12 protein-coding genes are annotated in these 15,202 nt (G+C 36.5%); 7 read left to right on the top strand and 5 right to left on the bottom strand.

All coding sequences use genetic code 11. The features are described 5' to 3' along the window. Nucleotides 1-8: 8 nt before the first annotated feature. The 5 genes from mnmE to rpmH all read right to left on the bottom strand — a co-directional run bounded on the left by mnmE (nt 9) and on the right by rpmH (nt 4,227). Nucleotides 9-1,394, bottom strand: coding sequence for a tRNA uridine-5-carboxymethylaminomethyl(34) synthesis GTPase MnmE (mnmE, locus tag ACFVT8_RS19735; RefSeq protein ID WP_387084756.1), 1,386 nt, complete (start codon nt 1,392-1,394; stop codon nt 9-11). Nucleotides 1,395-1,781: 387 nt separating this feature from the next. Further along, nucleotides 1,782-2,591 (bottom strand): RNA-binding cell elongation regulator Jag/EloR, encoded by an 810-nt coding sequence (jag, locus tag ACFVT8_RS19730; protein WP_387084754.1) that lies wholly within the window; start codon nt 2,589-2,591, stop codon nt 1,782-1,784. Next, nucleotides 2,588-3,358 carry a membrane protein insertase YidC gene (yidC, locus tag ACFVT8_RS19725; protein WP_387084752.1) on the bottom strand — a complete coding sequence of 257 codons (771 nt, stop codon included), beginning with the start codon at nt 3,356-3,358 and terminating at the stop codon, nt 2,588-2,590. The genes jag and yidC overlap by 4 nt, the downstream gene beginning before the upstream one ends. A gap of 288 nt (nt 3,359-3,646) precedes the next feature. Beyond that, nucleotides 3,647-3,991 (bottom strand): ribonuclease P protein component, encoded by a 345-nt coding sequence (gene rnpA, locus ACFVT8_RS19720; protein WP_387084750.1) that lies wholly within the window; start codon nt 3,989-3,991, stop codon nt 3,647-3,649. Nucleotides 3,992-4,092: 101 nt separating this feature from the next. Next, nucleotides 4,093-4,227 carry a 50S ribosomal protein L34 gene (gene rpmH, locus ACFVT8_RS19715; protein ID WP_004233310.1) on the bottom strand — a complete coding sequence of 45 codons (135 nt, stop codon included), beginning with the start codon at nt 4,225-4,227 and terminating at the stop codon, nt 4,093-4,095. A 564-nt stretch (nt 4,228-4,791) separates the two neighbouring features. Here rpmH and dnaA point away from each other — a divergent pair. The 7 genes from dnaA to ACFVT8_RS19680 all read left to right on the top strand — a co-directional run bounded on the left by dnaA (nt 4,792) and on the right by ACFVT8_RS19680 (nt 14,709). Next, nucleotides 4,792-6,141 (top strand): chromosomal replication initiator protein DnaA, encoded by a 1,350-nt coding sequence (gene dnaA / locus ACFVT8_RS19710; protein ID WP_387084748.1) that lies wholly within the window; start codon nt 4,792-4,794, stop codon nt 6,139-6,141. A gap of 169 nt (nt 6,142-6,310) precedes the next feature. Beyond that, nucleotides 6,311-7,447, top strand: coding sequence for a DNA polymerase III subunit beta (gene dnaN, locus ACFVT8_RS19705; protein ID WP_387084746.1), 1,137 nt, complete (start codon nt 6,311-6,313; stop codon nt 7,445-7,447). Between the two features lie 166 nt (nt 7,448-7,613). Beyond that, nucleotides 7,614-7,838: a S4 domain-containing protein YaaA gene (gene yaaA / locus ACFVT8_RS19700; RefSeq protein ID WP_068985825.1), complete on the top strand. Its 225-nt coding sequence runs from the start codon at nt 7,614-7,616 to the stop codon at nt 7,836-7,838. Between the two features lie 3 nt (nt 7,839-7,841). Next, nucleotides 7,842-8,957, top strand: a complete 1,116-nt coding sequence (gene recF, locus ACFVT8_RS19695) for a DNA replication/repair protein RecF (protein ID WP_323654844.1) — start codon at nt 7,842-7,844, stop codon at nt 8,955-8,957. A gap of 92 nt (nt 8,958-9,049) precedes the next feature. Further along, on the top strand, nt 9,050-10,984 hold the full coding sequence (gyrB, locus tag ACFVT8_RS19690) for a DNA topoisomerase (ATP-hydrolyzing) subunit B (RefSeq protein ID WP_387084744.1): 1,935 nt from the start codon (nt 9,050-9,052) through the stop codon (nt 10,982-10,984). 25 nt (nt 10,985-11,009) lie between these two features. Then, on the top strand, nt 11,010-13,478 hold the full coding sequence (gene gyrA, locus ACFVT8_RS19685; RefSeq protein WP_387084743.1) for a DNA gyrase subunit A: 2,469 nt from the start codon (nt 11,010-11,012) through the stop codon (nt 13,476-13,478). Between the two features lie 148 nt (nt 13,479-13,626). Further along, nucleotides 13,627-14,709, top strand: coding sequence for an HD-GYP domain-containing protein (locus ACFVT8_RS19680; RefSeq protein ID WP_387084742.1), 1,083 nt, complete (start codon nt 13,627-13,629; stop codon nt 14,707-14,709). Nucleotides 14,710-15,202: the final 493 nt, after the last annotated feature.

Here is a 15,202-nt window from a genome sequence, read left to right as displayed (position 1 = left end):
TAGTAAAATTATTTTCCTAAGCAGAACTGTGAAAATAACTGATTGATTAGGCTTTCCTGTACTGTGTCGCCGATAATTTCACCAAGTATTTCCCAAGTTCTAGTGACATCTATTTGCACCATATCAACAGGTACACCAGCTTGTGCTCCAGCTAATGCATCCTCGACCGTTGCTTGTGCTTGATGAAGTAATGCAATATGTCTTGCATTTGAAACATATGTTAAATCGCCCGCTTCAATTTGCCCTTCAAAGAATAACGCGGCAATCGCTTCCTCTAGCTCTGCGATACCTTCTTCCTGTAAAAGAGAAGTTGTCACAACGCGATGATTGCCTGCTAGCTCTTTAACGCGAGCTACATCAATTTTTTGCGGTAGATCTGTTTTATTGACAATAACGATGTAATCCATCGCTTGAATTGTTTCGAAGAGACGCTCATCCTCAGCAGTCAATTCCTCTGCGAAGTTTAAAACAAATAAAATTAAATCCGCGCCACGCAGAGCCTCACGTGAACGTTCAACACCAATTCGTTCAACGATATCCTCTGTCTCTCGAATACCAGCTGTATCGACTAAACGAAGCGGAACACCACGTACATTCACGTACTCTTCTATAATATCACGAGTTGTACCTGCTATATCTGTCACAATAGCCTTATTCTCCTGTACTAAACTATTTAAAAGAGAAGATTTCCCAACGTTTGGGCGGCCTAAAATAACAGTTGATAGACCCTCTCGTAATATTTTTCCCTGAGAAGATGTTTGCAAAAGTTTAATAATTTCATTTCGTACCCACGTACATTTTTCTACTAATACGGGTACCGTCATCTCTTCTACATCATCATACTCCGGATAATCTATATTAACCTCTACTTGCGCTAATGTCTCTAGTAATGCTTGGCGTAAGTCACCAATTAAACGCGATAATTTGCCATCCATTTGCCCCAAAGCAACATTCATCGCTCTATCAGTTTTTGCTCTTATTAAATCCATGACTGCTTCAGCCTGTGATAAATCAATACGTCCATTTAGGAACGCGCGTTTTGTAAATTCACCTGGCTCCGCGAGTCTTGCCCCATTTGTTAATACTAGCTTTAATACACGGTTAACCGAAACTAGTCCCCCGTGACAGTTAATTTCGATTACATCCTCACGGGTGAAGGTTTTAGGTCCGCGCATTAATGACAGCATTACTTCCTCTACAATCTCATTTGTCTTTGGATCGACCAAATGTCCATAATGAATTGTATGTGAAGCTTTTGTTGTTAAACTTTTCCCACCAGGCGATCTGAATATTTTATCTGCAATTGCGACTGCTTCGTCCCCACTTAAGCGAACAATAGCAATAGCTCCTTCACCCATCGGTGTAGATATCGCAGCAATTGTATCGAACTCCATTAAATGACCTCCTTAACGTTATCCACATGTGGATAAATAAAACCGACCAATACTTACTAACACCTTAGACTAACATATTTTTGATAAAATCTAAAGTAAGGATAATTTCCAATTGTGGATAATAAGAGAGCTCTACATTATAACACGTACTTCGACAAAAATTGCAAATGCTAGAACGTTCTTTCTAGATCATAAAAAAACTATTTTGCCAATGTAATTAAGGTGTCAATGAATAAAGTATGGTTCTTCGACAAAACAAAGGGTTGATTTCCGTTCTAGGCTACTCGCTCACGAGAGACGAGTAACAACATAAAAAAAGTCATTTTATCATGACGATAAAATGACTTTAGATTTTTGCCTGTATGTTTTTACGAAGTTTAGCGAAGTTTAGCCGTTCTTTACAGGTTCAATGACTAAATAACGATTAGGCTCCGTTCCTTCTGAATATGTTTCAATATCAAGGCGATTTGCCAATTGATTATGAATAATTTTTCTTTCGTACGACTGCATTGGCTCAAATGTCACACGCTGATTTAAGCGAAGTGCTTTATCCGCCATACGATCTGCCAGTAACTCCAAAGCTACTTGGCGACGTTCACGATAGTTTTCTACGTCTAATTTCACCATTAAGAACTGTTTTGCACTTTTATTTAACACAAGTTGTGTTAATTGCTGCAAGGAATTTAATGTTTGACCACGTTTCCCTATTAGCAGTGCAGCTTTCTCGCTCTTCAGTTGAAATAATACATATTTCCCTTCACGTGTCGTTTCAATTTCAAGATCATGAATATCCAATTGTTCAGCAATATTTACTACGTAAGCCTTCGCTTCTTCAATTGGGTTTACTGAGGTTTCTTCTTCCTCTTTTTGTTCCTCTACGACTTGTTGAACAGCTTCGATATCACTTGGTTGTTCAGAAACTTGTGAACTTATTGCTTCAACATCATCTATTACTGTTGGTTCGACAAATTGAGTCGTATTTTGCTGTTCAGCTTTTTCTTCTTCAATTGTTGATCGAACCTGTACTTCCTTTACTGTTACACGAACTTCTGCAGATCGTGCCCCAAAACCTAAAAATCCTTTTTTACCTTCTTGTAAAACTTCAACATCTACTTGTTCACGGGTTTTGCCAAGTTTCTGTAACGCCAATGAGATCGCTTCTTGTGTTGTTGCGCCTATTTGCGTAAGTTGTTTCACTTTTTAGCCCCTCCATTTTGAGCAGGTTGTGTTTTATTTTTTTCCCAAGGTTTGTAAATAAACAGGTTTTGAGCAATCGAAATAATGTTACCGACTACCCAGTATAATGATAATGCTGCTGGTAATGCCATACCGAAAGCAATAATCATAAATGGCATAATGTACATCATTATTTTCATTTGAGGGTTATCCATCGCTGGGCCCGTACGTAAAACGATAAATTGCATTAAACCAGCAGTAATTGCTAGTGCTGGCGCAGTTTCTGCTAACGGGAAAATAAAGAAATTCCCTAAATCAAAAGCAGGTGTAGCATTCATACGACTAATCGCATGATAGAAACCAATTAAAATTGGCATTTGAATGAATACAGGTAAACATCCAGCAAGTGGATTGACACCAGACTCACTCATAAGCTGCATCATCTCTTTTTGATACTGTTGCTGTGTCTGTGCATCCTTAGAAGCATACTTCTTTTGCAATTCTTTCAATTTCGGCTGAATTTCTTGCATTTTTTTAGAGCTCTTTGTTTGTTTAATCATTAATGGAAGAACCGCTAAACGAATAATAATCGTTACAACAATAATCCCCCATGCATATGAACCGAGCATATCAGCAAAGTATTTAATCGCTGACACTAAAGGCCAAACAATGAATTCATTCCAGAAGCCTGTGCTTTCTTTGGAGATTGGTTCTTTGAATTCTGTACAACCAGATAGTAGTAATGCTACAGATGCTAGCGACAAAATTACCCAAAGTTGTTTCTTCAACCTTTTTCCCCCTACAAATACTATTCACTTTTTCTAAAACTATATGCGTTCTCTTCTTTAGACATTTACAGTTTCCTGCTACTGAATAAAGTTATCAGTTATTTTATCATGCATATAACGTTTCACTCTACTAAATATTCTAACAATGTGCACATATTTACTAAGTAATGTTACTAATAATTCATATATTGTAGTGAAATTCTATTTAAAAATACCCTAGTGAGTATTTCCAGCAACTTCACTTTTGCGCAGAAACGCTTCTATTCACCACTTTGGTTGCCATCCATATTACGTCTTCTTTAATACTTTTGCGATTCGTAGTACATGCTGCAAACTCTGTTTTATTTCATGAAAATCCATAGTGGCCGCCGGTTGTCTGGCGATAATAACATAGTCCATATTCGACTTTAGCTCATCCTTTAATTCATGAATACTTTGTCGAATATAGCGTTTGATCTGGTTGCGTGTTACTGCATTACCAAGCTTTTTACTAACCGATAATCCTACACGAAATTCTGCTTGTCCCTCTTTTTCTAAAAAATATACGACAAACTGACGATTAGCGAAAGATTTACCCTTTTTAAACACCTTTTGAAAATCATCGTTTTTCTTCACTCGTTGGCGTTTTTTCATTTCTTTCACCTGCTACTCGATAATTATCCTTTAATCCTCATTTCTAGGTTTACCAAAAATAAAGAAAAAAAAGACCACTGATGTGTCTCAGTGGACTTATTTTATGCTGATAATACTTTTCTTCCTTTACGACGGCGAGCAGCAAGAACTTTGCGACCGTTTTTCGTGCTCATACGTGCGCGGAAACCGTGAACTTTGCTGTGCTTACGTTTTTTTGGTTGGTAAGTACGTTTCATTTATATAGACACCTCCTGATTGAGTTGAATTTTTCAACATACAGACCTGAATATTATATAAAGTAACTAGTGATTTTGTCAATGAATTTTATAAATTTCTATATTAAGCGAGTCTATGTCTATCTTTTTACTACGATCATCTTCTACTGATACAAATATAAATTATCCACAGAATACTTGTTTTTTTTACACAGAGTTGTGTATAGTATTTTTTGCATTATTTTTTATCCACAACATTTATCTACACCTTTTTCACATAAGCAGACCTTGTGGACAACTTGGGAGTGCATAAATGAAAGGTGTGTGGATAAGTTTCACAAACTATTGAAATAGCTTTGTTTTTCTGATACGATATCTGTGCTTCACTTTGTTGAAAACTGAAATGAACTTTTATTTTATCCACAACTGTTAATATGCTGTGGATAATTTTTATCACAGCCTTTGGTTAACTTTTATCCACAACTTGTGAGTTTGTGGACTAGTTGTAAAATGAACGTATTTACCGTTTCTATAAATGCGCTTTTAGTATTGTAATTGTATTGAACTGAAAAGGAGATTAGCAGCTTGGAACATTTAGAAGAACTATGGAATAATGTCCTGGCTCAAGTTGAACAAAAAATTTCTAAACCAAGCTTCGAAACGTGGCTAAAGTCTACTAAACTACTTTCCTACAATGGTAGTGGTTCTACTGTGACAATTGCTGCGCCAAATTCGTTTGCTCGAGACTGGCTTGAAAATCATTATATTCATTTGATTACAGGTATATTAACGGAGCTTACAGGCGAAGACTTGCTTATTAAATTTGTTGTTCAAAAAAACCAGGATTCGGACGATTTCGATTTACCAGCGCCGATTATCCAAGCAAAAAATGACGATCACCATGATATTTCACCAGGTATGTTAAACCCGAAATATACTTTTGATACGTTTGTTATTGGCTCTGGTAACCGCTTTGCACATGCTGCCTCGCTAGCTGTCGCAGAAGCGCCTGCGAAGGCTTATAACCCATTTTTTATCTATGGGGGAGTAGGGCTTGGCAAAACACACTTAATGCATGCGATTGGTCATTATGTACTGGAACATAATCCAAATGCGAAAGTGGTATATTTATCATCTGAAAAATTTACAAATGAATTTATTAATTCAATTCGAGATAATAAGGCACTTGATTTCCGCAATAAATATCGCAATGTAGATGTACTGCTAATTGATGATATTCAATTTCTAGCTGGAAAAGAATCAACTCAAGAAGAATTTTTCCATACTTTTAATACATTGCATGAAGAATCGAAACAAATTGTTATTTCCAGTGACCGTCCTCCTAAGGAAATACCGACATTGGAAGATCGTTTACGTTCTAGATTCGAATGGGGGCTAATTACAGATATTGCGCCTCCTGATTTGGAAACTCGTATCGCCATTCTTCGAAAAAAGGCAAAGGCTGATGGTCTAGAAGTGCCAAATGAAGTCATGCTCTATATTGCGAACCAGATTGACTCCAATATTCGGGAGCTTGAAGGTGCGCTTATTCGCGTCGTTGCCTATTCATCACTTGTTAACAAGGATATTAATGCGACTTTGGCTGCTGAAGCATTAAAGGATATTATCCCTAATTCAAAGCCACGAACTGTCACAATATTAGACATTCAAAATGCAGTAGGAGAGCACTTTAACATTCGATTAGAGGATTTTGCCGCGAAAAAACGTACAAAGTTAATTGCCTTTCCACGTCAAGTCGCCATGTTTTTATCTCGCGAATTAACAGATTTTTCGCTGCCGAAAATTGGCGAAGAATTTGGTGGACGTGACCATACTACTGTTATTCATGCTCACGAAAAAATATCTTCTATGTTGAAAAATGACGCTCAACTACAGCAAGATATTAAACAAATTCGAAGCATGCTAGGAAAATAATTCTGTGGACAACACTAATGTTTAAACACAAACTTATACACAGTCTATCTACATGTGGATAGACTGATTTTATTCACTTGAAAACACTTATCCACAAATCCACAGGGCCTATTACTATATCTTTTTTATTTTATATAAATAAATAATATAAATATGTGAGGGAAAACGAATGAAATTTGATATTTTACGTGACCGTTTATTAGAGGGTTTAAATGATGTCATGAAAGCCGTAAGTTCAAAAACGACTATTCCAATTTTAACGGGGATAAAAATTGATGTAACAGATGAGGGTATTCGCTTAACAGGTAGTGATGCTGATATTACAATTCAAACATTTATTCCAGTTGAAGAAGATGGTCAACAAATAATTCATATTACAGAAACAGGATCAATTGTTGTACAAGCTCGTATGTTTAATGAAATTGTACGTAAGTTACCAACAAATGAGGTTGAAATTCAAGTAACAACTGGTTTCCAAACTCATATCCGTTCAGGTAAATCTGAATTCCACTTAATTGGCTCTGATGCTGCTGAATATCCTTTATTACCCGAATTAACAGAGGATCAAAAATTTACTATTCCTGCAGATCTATTAAAGTCAATTATCCGTGAAACAGTATTCGCTGTTGCCACTTCAGAAAGTAGACCGGTGTTGACAGGTGTAAACTGGCAGATAAAAAACGAAACATTAATCTGTGTTGCAACAGATAGCCACCGTTTGGCAAGACGTAAAGTTCAACTGGAAAATTTACCTGAAGTTGAACACAGCGTTGTAATTCCTGGTAAAAGTTTAAATGAGTTAAATAAAGTTTTAGAAGATTCTACAAATCTTGTGCAAATTGTTATGACAAGCCAACAAGTGTTATTTAAAACTGGAGAAGTGTTATTCTTCTCTCGCTTACTTGAAGGTAACTACCCAGATACATCACGTTTAATTCCAGAAGAGTATCAAACAAATCTAACAATTAACGGTAAATCGTTATTACAAGCAATCGATCGTGCATCTCTTGTTGCTCGTGGCGATCGTAATAATGTTGTCCGTTTTGAGATTTTAGGTAATCAAGCTGTTGAAGTTTCTTCTAATTCTCCAGAAATAGGTAAGGTTCAAGAGGAAATTCCTGTTGAATCATTAGAGGGGGAAAACTTGAAAATTTCTTTCAGTGCGAAATACATGATGGAAGCATTGAAAGCAATAGATGGTCAAGATGTAGTCATTCAATTTACAGGAGCAATGAGACCGTTTATTTTACGTTCAGTTCATGACGATGCTATTTTACAGTTGATTTTACCTGTACGTACTTACTAAAATTTAAACAATTTTTGATGGAGAGAATAAACTCCATCATTTCAAACTCTAAATACTTTGAAAAACGTTATGATAGTCGCTAGTTGCGGCTATCTTTTTTTACTTATGGCGAATTTTTAGGTATGATAGAGAGATAGACAGTCTGTATTTGGAGGGGAACTCAGCTATGAAGGACATTGAAATTGATGTAGAGTTTGTCACATTAGGGCAACTTTTAAAAATGACTGATGCCATTAGCTCTGGTGGCATGGCCAAGTGGTTTTTACATGAAAATGATGTATATGTAAATGGAGAAGTAGATGATCGCCGCGGTCGTAAATTACGTGACGGTGATATTGTAAATATTCCTGGATGTGGTCGATTTCGTATCGTTGGTACCGCTGGACAGTAGATTATGCATATAGAGCAATTAAAACTTACAAATTATCGTAACTATGATGCCTTAGCTTTAAACTTCTCTCCAAAAATTAATGTTTTCATTGGTGAAAATGCTCAAGGGAAAACAAATGTTATGGAATCTATTTACGTATTGGCGATGGCCAAATCCCACCGCACGACGAACGATAAAGAATTAATACGTTGGGATTCAGACTATGGTAAAATAGAAGGGGCCGTTCAAAAAAGGCATGGTATTTTACCAATTGAGCTTACGATTACGAAAAAAGGCAAAAAAGGTAAGATAAATCACATAGAACAAAGTCGCCTAAGTCATTATATTGGCCAAATGAATGTCGTGATGTTTGCACCCGAAGATTTAAATGTTGTAAAGGGAAGTCCGCAAATACGACGACGTTTTATTGATATGGAGATTGGGCAAATTTCGCCTGTCTATTTACACGATTTATTAACCTTTCAAAAAGTTTTAAAGCAACGTAACCACTTTTTAAAGATGAACCAAGGTAAAGCAATGCCAGATGACGTGATGTACGAGGTTTATAATGAACAATATATTCACGCAGCTACCCAAATTATTCGAAAAAGATTTCAATTTATGGATTTATTGCAGGAGTGGGCAGAGCCAATTCACGCAGGTATTTCACAAGGGAAGGAGACGTTAGTTATTAAATACCGCACAGTAGCTGGTATTGAAAAAGAACATACTTCCAGTGAAATTGAAGACTTCTTGCATAAAAAGCTAATTGAAGCTAAGCCGCGTGAATTTGATCGAGGTGTAACACTTGTTGGTCCACACCGAGACGATTTGCAGTTTTTAGTAAATGGCTATGACGTTCAGACATATGGTTCACAAGGCCAGCAACGTACAACCGCTCTTTCATTAAAACTTGCTGAAATTGAATTAATTAAACAAGAAACAAATGAAACACCCATACTACTTTTAGATGATGTATTGTCGGAACTCGACGATTATCGCCAATCGCATTTATTAAATACCATTCAAGGTGAAGTTCAAACCTTTGTTACGACTACAAGTGTTGATGGAATTCATCATGAAACGATGGAGCATGCACAGCTGTTTCACGTGAAACAGGGAGCGATTGAAGAAAGTTAGCCCGGGGAGTTTTTTAGATTACAAAAGAATGGTAATAGTCAGCTCGGTTGACTGTTCATTCATTTACACACAATGATGTTATGAAGGAGTAGATGAAAGCCGTGGCTATAGAGAACGAAGGTTTACAAAATCAAGCTTATGAAGCCGATCAGATACAGGTATTAGAAGGTTTAGAAGCAGTACGTAAAAGACCGGGGATGTATATCGGTTCAACAAGCTCTAAAGGTCTTCACCATTTAGTATGGGAAATTGTTGATAATAGTATTGATGAAGCACTTGCAGGATTTTGTACAGATATAAAAGTAACGATAGAAAAAGACAATTGGATTCGTGTAGAAGACAATGGTCGTGGTATTCCGGTAAGTATTCAAGAGAAAATGGGTAAGCCTGCTGTTGAAGTTATTATGACAGTGCTCCATGCTGGCGGTAAGTTTGGCGGTGGAGGATACAAAGTATCAGGTGGTCTTCATGGTGTAGGGGCATCTGTTGTAAATGCTCTATCAGTTGAGACAATTGTTCAAGTTCATCGTGAGGGTCATATTCATGAAATTAAATTTGAACGTGGGAAAACTGTTCAAGAGCTAACGATTATTGGTGACTCTGATCGTAATGGAACAACTACACGTTTTAAGGCAGACCCTGAAATATTTAAAGAAACGACTGTTTATGAATATGATATTTTAGCACATCGTATTCGTGAATTAGCTTATTTGAATCGTGGCATTGGGATTACAATTGCTGATGAACGCGAAGGTGAAGAACGTTCTACTACGTACCATTATGAAGGTGGTATCCGTTCTTATGTAGAGCATTTAAACCAATCTAAAGAGCCTATCCATGAACCAATTGATGTTCTTGGTGAAAAAGATGGTATTTCAGTTGAAATTGCAATGCAATATAATGCTGGATTCTCTTCAAATATTTTTTCATTTGCTAATAACATTAATACGTATGAAGGCGGTACACATGAGTCTGGTTTTAAAACCGCTTTAACACGTGTTATTAATGATTACGCACGAAAAAATGGACTATTAAAAGAATCAGATGCAAATCTTACTGGTGAGGATGTTCGTGAAGGGTTAACAGCTATTGTGTCAGTTAAGCATCCTGATCCACAATTTGAAGGACAAACGAAAACAAAGCTTGGTAACTCTGAAGTTAGCCAAATTACTAACTCCTTATTCTCAGACGGTTTTGAACGATTTATGTTAGAAAATCCAACTGTCGCTCGTAAAGTTGTAGAAAAAGGTTTAATGGCTGCTCGTGCACGTGTCGCTGCTAAAAAAGCACGTGAATTTACACGTCGTAAAAATGCCCTTGAAGTATCAAGTTTACCAGGTAAATTAGCTGACTGTTCATCAACGAATCCATCTGAATGTGAAATTTATATCGTTGAGGGTGATTCTGCCGGTGGTTCAGCGAAATCTGGACGTGACCGACATTTCCAAGCAATCTTACCGTTACGTGGTAAAATCCTTAACGTCGAAAAAGCACGTTTAGATAAAATTTTATCGAATGCAGAAATTCGTGCAATGATTACAGCATTTGGTACAGGTATTGGTGAAGAGTTTACTTTAGAAAAGGCTCGTTATCATAAAATCGTTATTATGACAGATGCCGATGTTGATGGTGCCCACATCCGCACATTACTATTAACATTCTTCTTCCGTTTCCTTCGACCTCTCGTAGAGGCAGGTTATATTTATATTGCACAGCCACCTCTTTATCAAGTAAAGCAGGGTAAGCATGTTGAATATTGCTATGATGAAGAAACATTAAAAGAAATTTTAGAGCGACTACCAAAAATGCCAAAACCAAATGTGCAACGCTACAAAGGTCTAGGTGAAATGAATGCAGAGCAGCTTTGGGAAACTACAATGGATCCTGAGCACCGCACATTGTTACAAGTTGAATTAGATGATGCAATTAAAGCAAACCAAGCATTTGAGCGTTTAATGGGCGATGAAGTTGAACCGCGTCGTCAATTTATCGAAGAAAATGCTGTATATGCTAATTTAGATATTTAATTTTTCTTGAGAGGAGGTCTACACTTTGTCAGAACAAGAACGCTCCGGTGTTAAAGGAGTTAATATAACAAAAGAAATTGAAACATCTTTCCTCGATTATGCGATGAGTGTAATCGTCTCTCGTGCATTACCAGACGTACGAGATGGGTTAAAGCCTGTACATCGCCGAATTTTATATGGTATGCAAGAGCTAGGGAATACAGCTGATAAAGCGTACAAAAAATCAGCACGTATCGTTGGGGACGTAATGGGTAAATACCACCCACATGGTGACTCATCCATTTATGATGCAATGGTACGTATGGCGCAAGATTTCAGCTATCGTTACATGCTAGTCGATGGTCATGGTAACTTTGGATCTGTCGATGGTGACGGAGCGGCAGCGATGCGTTATACAGAATCACGTATGTCTCGTATTGCAATGGAAATGCTTCGTGATATCAATAAAGACACAATTGATTATACAGATAACTATGATGGTTCAGAAAAGGAACCGATTGTCCTTCCAAGTCGCTATCCAAACTTATTAGTAAATGGAGCGGCAGGAATTGCGGTAGGTATGGCGACAAATATTCCGCCACATCAACTAGGTGAAACGATAGATGCAGTGATAGCACTTTCTGAAAATCCTGCTATTACAACAGAAGAATTGATGGAAATTATTCCAGGACCTGATTTCCCAACTGGGGGATTAATTTTAGGTCGTAGTGGTATTCGCCGTGCTTACGAAACAGGTCGTGGCTCCATCATTATTCGCGCAAAGGTAGAGATTGAACAAAAGTCAAATGGTAGAGAAACAATTCTTATTCATGAATTACCATACCAAGTCAATAAAGCTAAGCTTATTGAAAAAATAGCAGAGCTTGTACGCGATAAAAAAATTGATGGTATTACAAACTTACGTGATGAATCTGACCGACGTGGTATGCGAGTAGTCATTGAAGTTCGTAAAGATGCAAATGCCAATGTAGTTTTAAACAATTTATATAAACAAACAGCCATGCAATCGAGCTTCGGTATTAATATGCTGTCATTAGTAAATGGTCAACCTAAAGTAATGGGCTTAAAAGAAATGCTGCATCATTATTTAGAGCACCAAAAGGTTATTATTCGTCGTCGTACGGAATTTGACTTAAGAAAAGCAGAAGATCGTGCACATATTTTAGAGGGCTTACGTATTGCCCTTGATCATATCGATGAAATTATTGCTATTATTCGTGGTTCACGTAGTGGTGAGGAAGCGAAACCTCAATTAATGGAACGATTCAATTTATCTGAACGTCAAGCACAAGCAATTTTAGATATGCGTTTAGTTCGTTTAAGTGGATTAGAGCGTGAAAAAATTGAAGCAGAATATCAAGAGCTTCAAATTTTAATTGCTGAATTAAAAGCGATTTTAGCGGATGAAGCTAAAATTGTTGATATTATTCGTACTGAAATATTAGAACTAAAAGAACGCTTTAACGATAAACGACGTACTGAGATTACTTCTGGCGGTTTAGAAATGATTGAGGACGAGGATTTAATCCCAGTCGAAAATTCGGTAGTAACTTTAACGCACAATGGTTATATTAAACGTTTAGCGGCGAATACATATCGCAGTCAAAAACGTGGTGGTCGTGGTGTGCAAGGTATGGGCACAAATGAAGATGACTTTGTAGAACATCTTATGAATACATCTACACACGATACAATTTTATTCTTCACTTCAAAAGGAAAAGTATTTAGAGCAAAAGGTTATGAGATTCCGGAATTTGGGCGTACAGCGAAAGGATTACCGATTGTTAACTTACTCAATATTGAAAAAGGTGAGAAAGTAACAGCAATGATCCGTGTAGGTTCATTTGATGAAGATGCGTACTTTATCTTCACTACTAAAACAGGTATTACAAAGCGTACACCAGTTTCTCAATTCGCTAACATCCGAACAAATGGCTTAATAGCTATAAGTTTACGTGAAGATGATGATCTTATTTCTGTTCGTTTAACAGATGGCGATAAACAAGTGATTATCGGTACTCGCGATGGTATGCTTGTACGTTTCCAAGAGGATGATATTCGTTCAATGGGCCGTACTGCAGGTGGTGTACGAGGTATTAAACTACGTGATGGTGACGAAGTAGTTGGTATGGAAATCGTTGAACCAGGACAGGAAATTTTAGTTGTTACAGCAAAAGGTTACGGTAAACGTACTTCTGAAGAGGAATATCGCTTACAGAGCCGTGGCGGTGTAGGATTAAAAACAATTCAAATCACTGATAAAAACGGTCCAATGGTAGCTGTAAAAACTGTTGACGGTTCAGAAGATTTAATGCTTATTACAATTAACGGCATGCTAATCCGTATGGATGTGAATGATATCTCGTTAATTGGCCGTAGTACACAGGGAGTTCGTTTAATTCGTTTAGGCGATGAAGAGCTTGTTGCAACTGTAGCGAAGGTTGAAAAAGAAGAAGAAGAAGCTAACGAAGAAAATGATCCAGTAGAAGAATAATTAAAAGACCGATGACGACAGCTCATGTTGCCGTTCATCGGTTTTTTTAGCATAAATCATGAAAAATAAGTAATTATTTTGAAAACCATGATAAAATGAAATTAACCTTATATTAAAGCGAGTGAAATAGTGAAGAGGAGTTAATTGCGTGGAAACTATACATGTCCCAATTTCAGAGTTACGCGTTGGTAAAGTTATTTCAGAAGATATTTTTGCTAATACACAATATCCGATAATTTTTAAAAACACGATAATTTCCCATGAGCATTTACAAGTTTTTTTTGCTTTTAATATTTCAAGAGTCCCTGTTTATAAAGATGGTATAGAGACTCGAACGGAGATAAAAGAAACAGACTTAGTTGTTCCAATAGATTCTGTTCCAACTTTCAAAAAGGTTTATGATAATTCTGTTGAACAGTTGAAAAAGGAATTTAAAAATTGGGAAGCTGGTGCAAAGGTAGATATTGCGAAAGCACGTAAAATCATTTTGCCATTATTAGAAATGGTTTTAGAAGATCGTACCATCATTTTTGAATTAAATGAGTATTCAAATCCAAAAGACTATTTGTACCATCATTGTGTAGCAACAGCATTGATTTCTTCAGTGATTGCACAAAAATTAGGCTATGACAAAGGAATTACAATTCAAGTTGCAATTGGAGGGTTATTAGCAGATTGTGGAATGGCAAAAGTTCATCCACGTATTCGCGATAAAAAAACAACCTTAACTGAGCAAGAGTTTGATGAAATTTATAAGCATCCGATTTATAGCTACAATATGGTCAAAGATTTAACGATCTTAAAGGATACGATGAAAGAGGCTATTTTCCAGCACCATGAGCGTTTAAACGGTAGTGGCTATCCGAAAGGAGAAAAAATCGCTAATATTTCTACTTTTGCTCAAATTATCGCGGTTGCAGATGTATTCCATGCAATGACTTGTGAGCGAGTGTATAGAGCTAAGCAATCTTCATTTAAAGTCATAGAGATGATTAATGAATCAGAGTTTGGGAAGTTTGATATTAAAGTAGTTCGTGCACTGATAGATATTGTTGCTGACCTTCCTTTAGGAACAATAGTTGAACTATCTAATTTGGAACAAGGCGAAGTAATGTTTGTAAATAAATTTGCACCAACTCGACCACTTATCAAACTAAGCCATTCAGGGGAGATATTTGATTTAGGTAAAAATCGTACCTTCTATATTTCACGTATTATAACAAATTTATAAAATTGAAGGGCAGCCCATTAATATTGGTGTTTGCCCTTTTTATTATTATTTCAATCGACAAATATTTAGGGTCGAAATCAAAACATCCAAATGTAACGAGCTAAGTGCGAGAATATTAATATTTTAAAAACCAAGTCAAATAGAGAAAATTATCTCTTTTAAATTATTAAATTAAGGCTAGTTAAATCTTCTTAACGTAGTGATGTAGAAGGAGAATAATAGATTTAAAAAAACTATTGGATTTATTTTGAGAAAGTGTTGACATAGTTTTAGATTCTTGATATTATTAGTGAGTCGCCAAGAGGTGACACTTAAAATAAAGTAATGAACCTTGAAAACTGAACAAGCAAAACGTAATCAATAAAGTTTTTAGTAGCTAACCTTGAGTTAGTGAACGAAACACAATTTTGGACATCAAACATGATGCCAGCAAAACAATTTGAGCTAATCAAATTTCTTTTATGGAGAGTTTGATCCTGGCTCAGGACGAACG

It is taken from the genome of Lysinibacillus sp. NPDC058147 (assembly GCF_042884205.1).
GTDB lineage: Bacteria > Bacillota > Bacilli > Bacillales_A > Planococcaceae > Lysinibacillus.
Note: the sequence above shows the minus strand (reverse complement) of the source record. Positions and strands in the feature narration are given on the sequence as shown.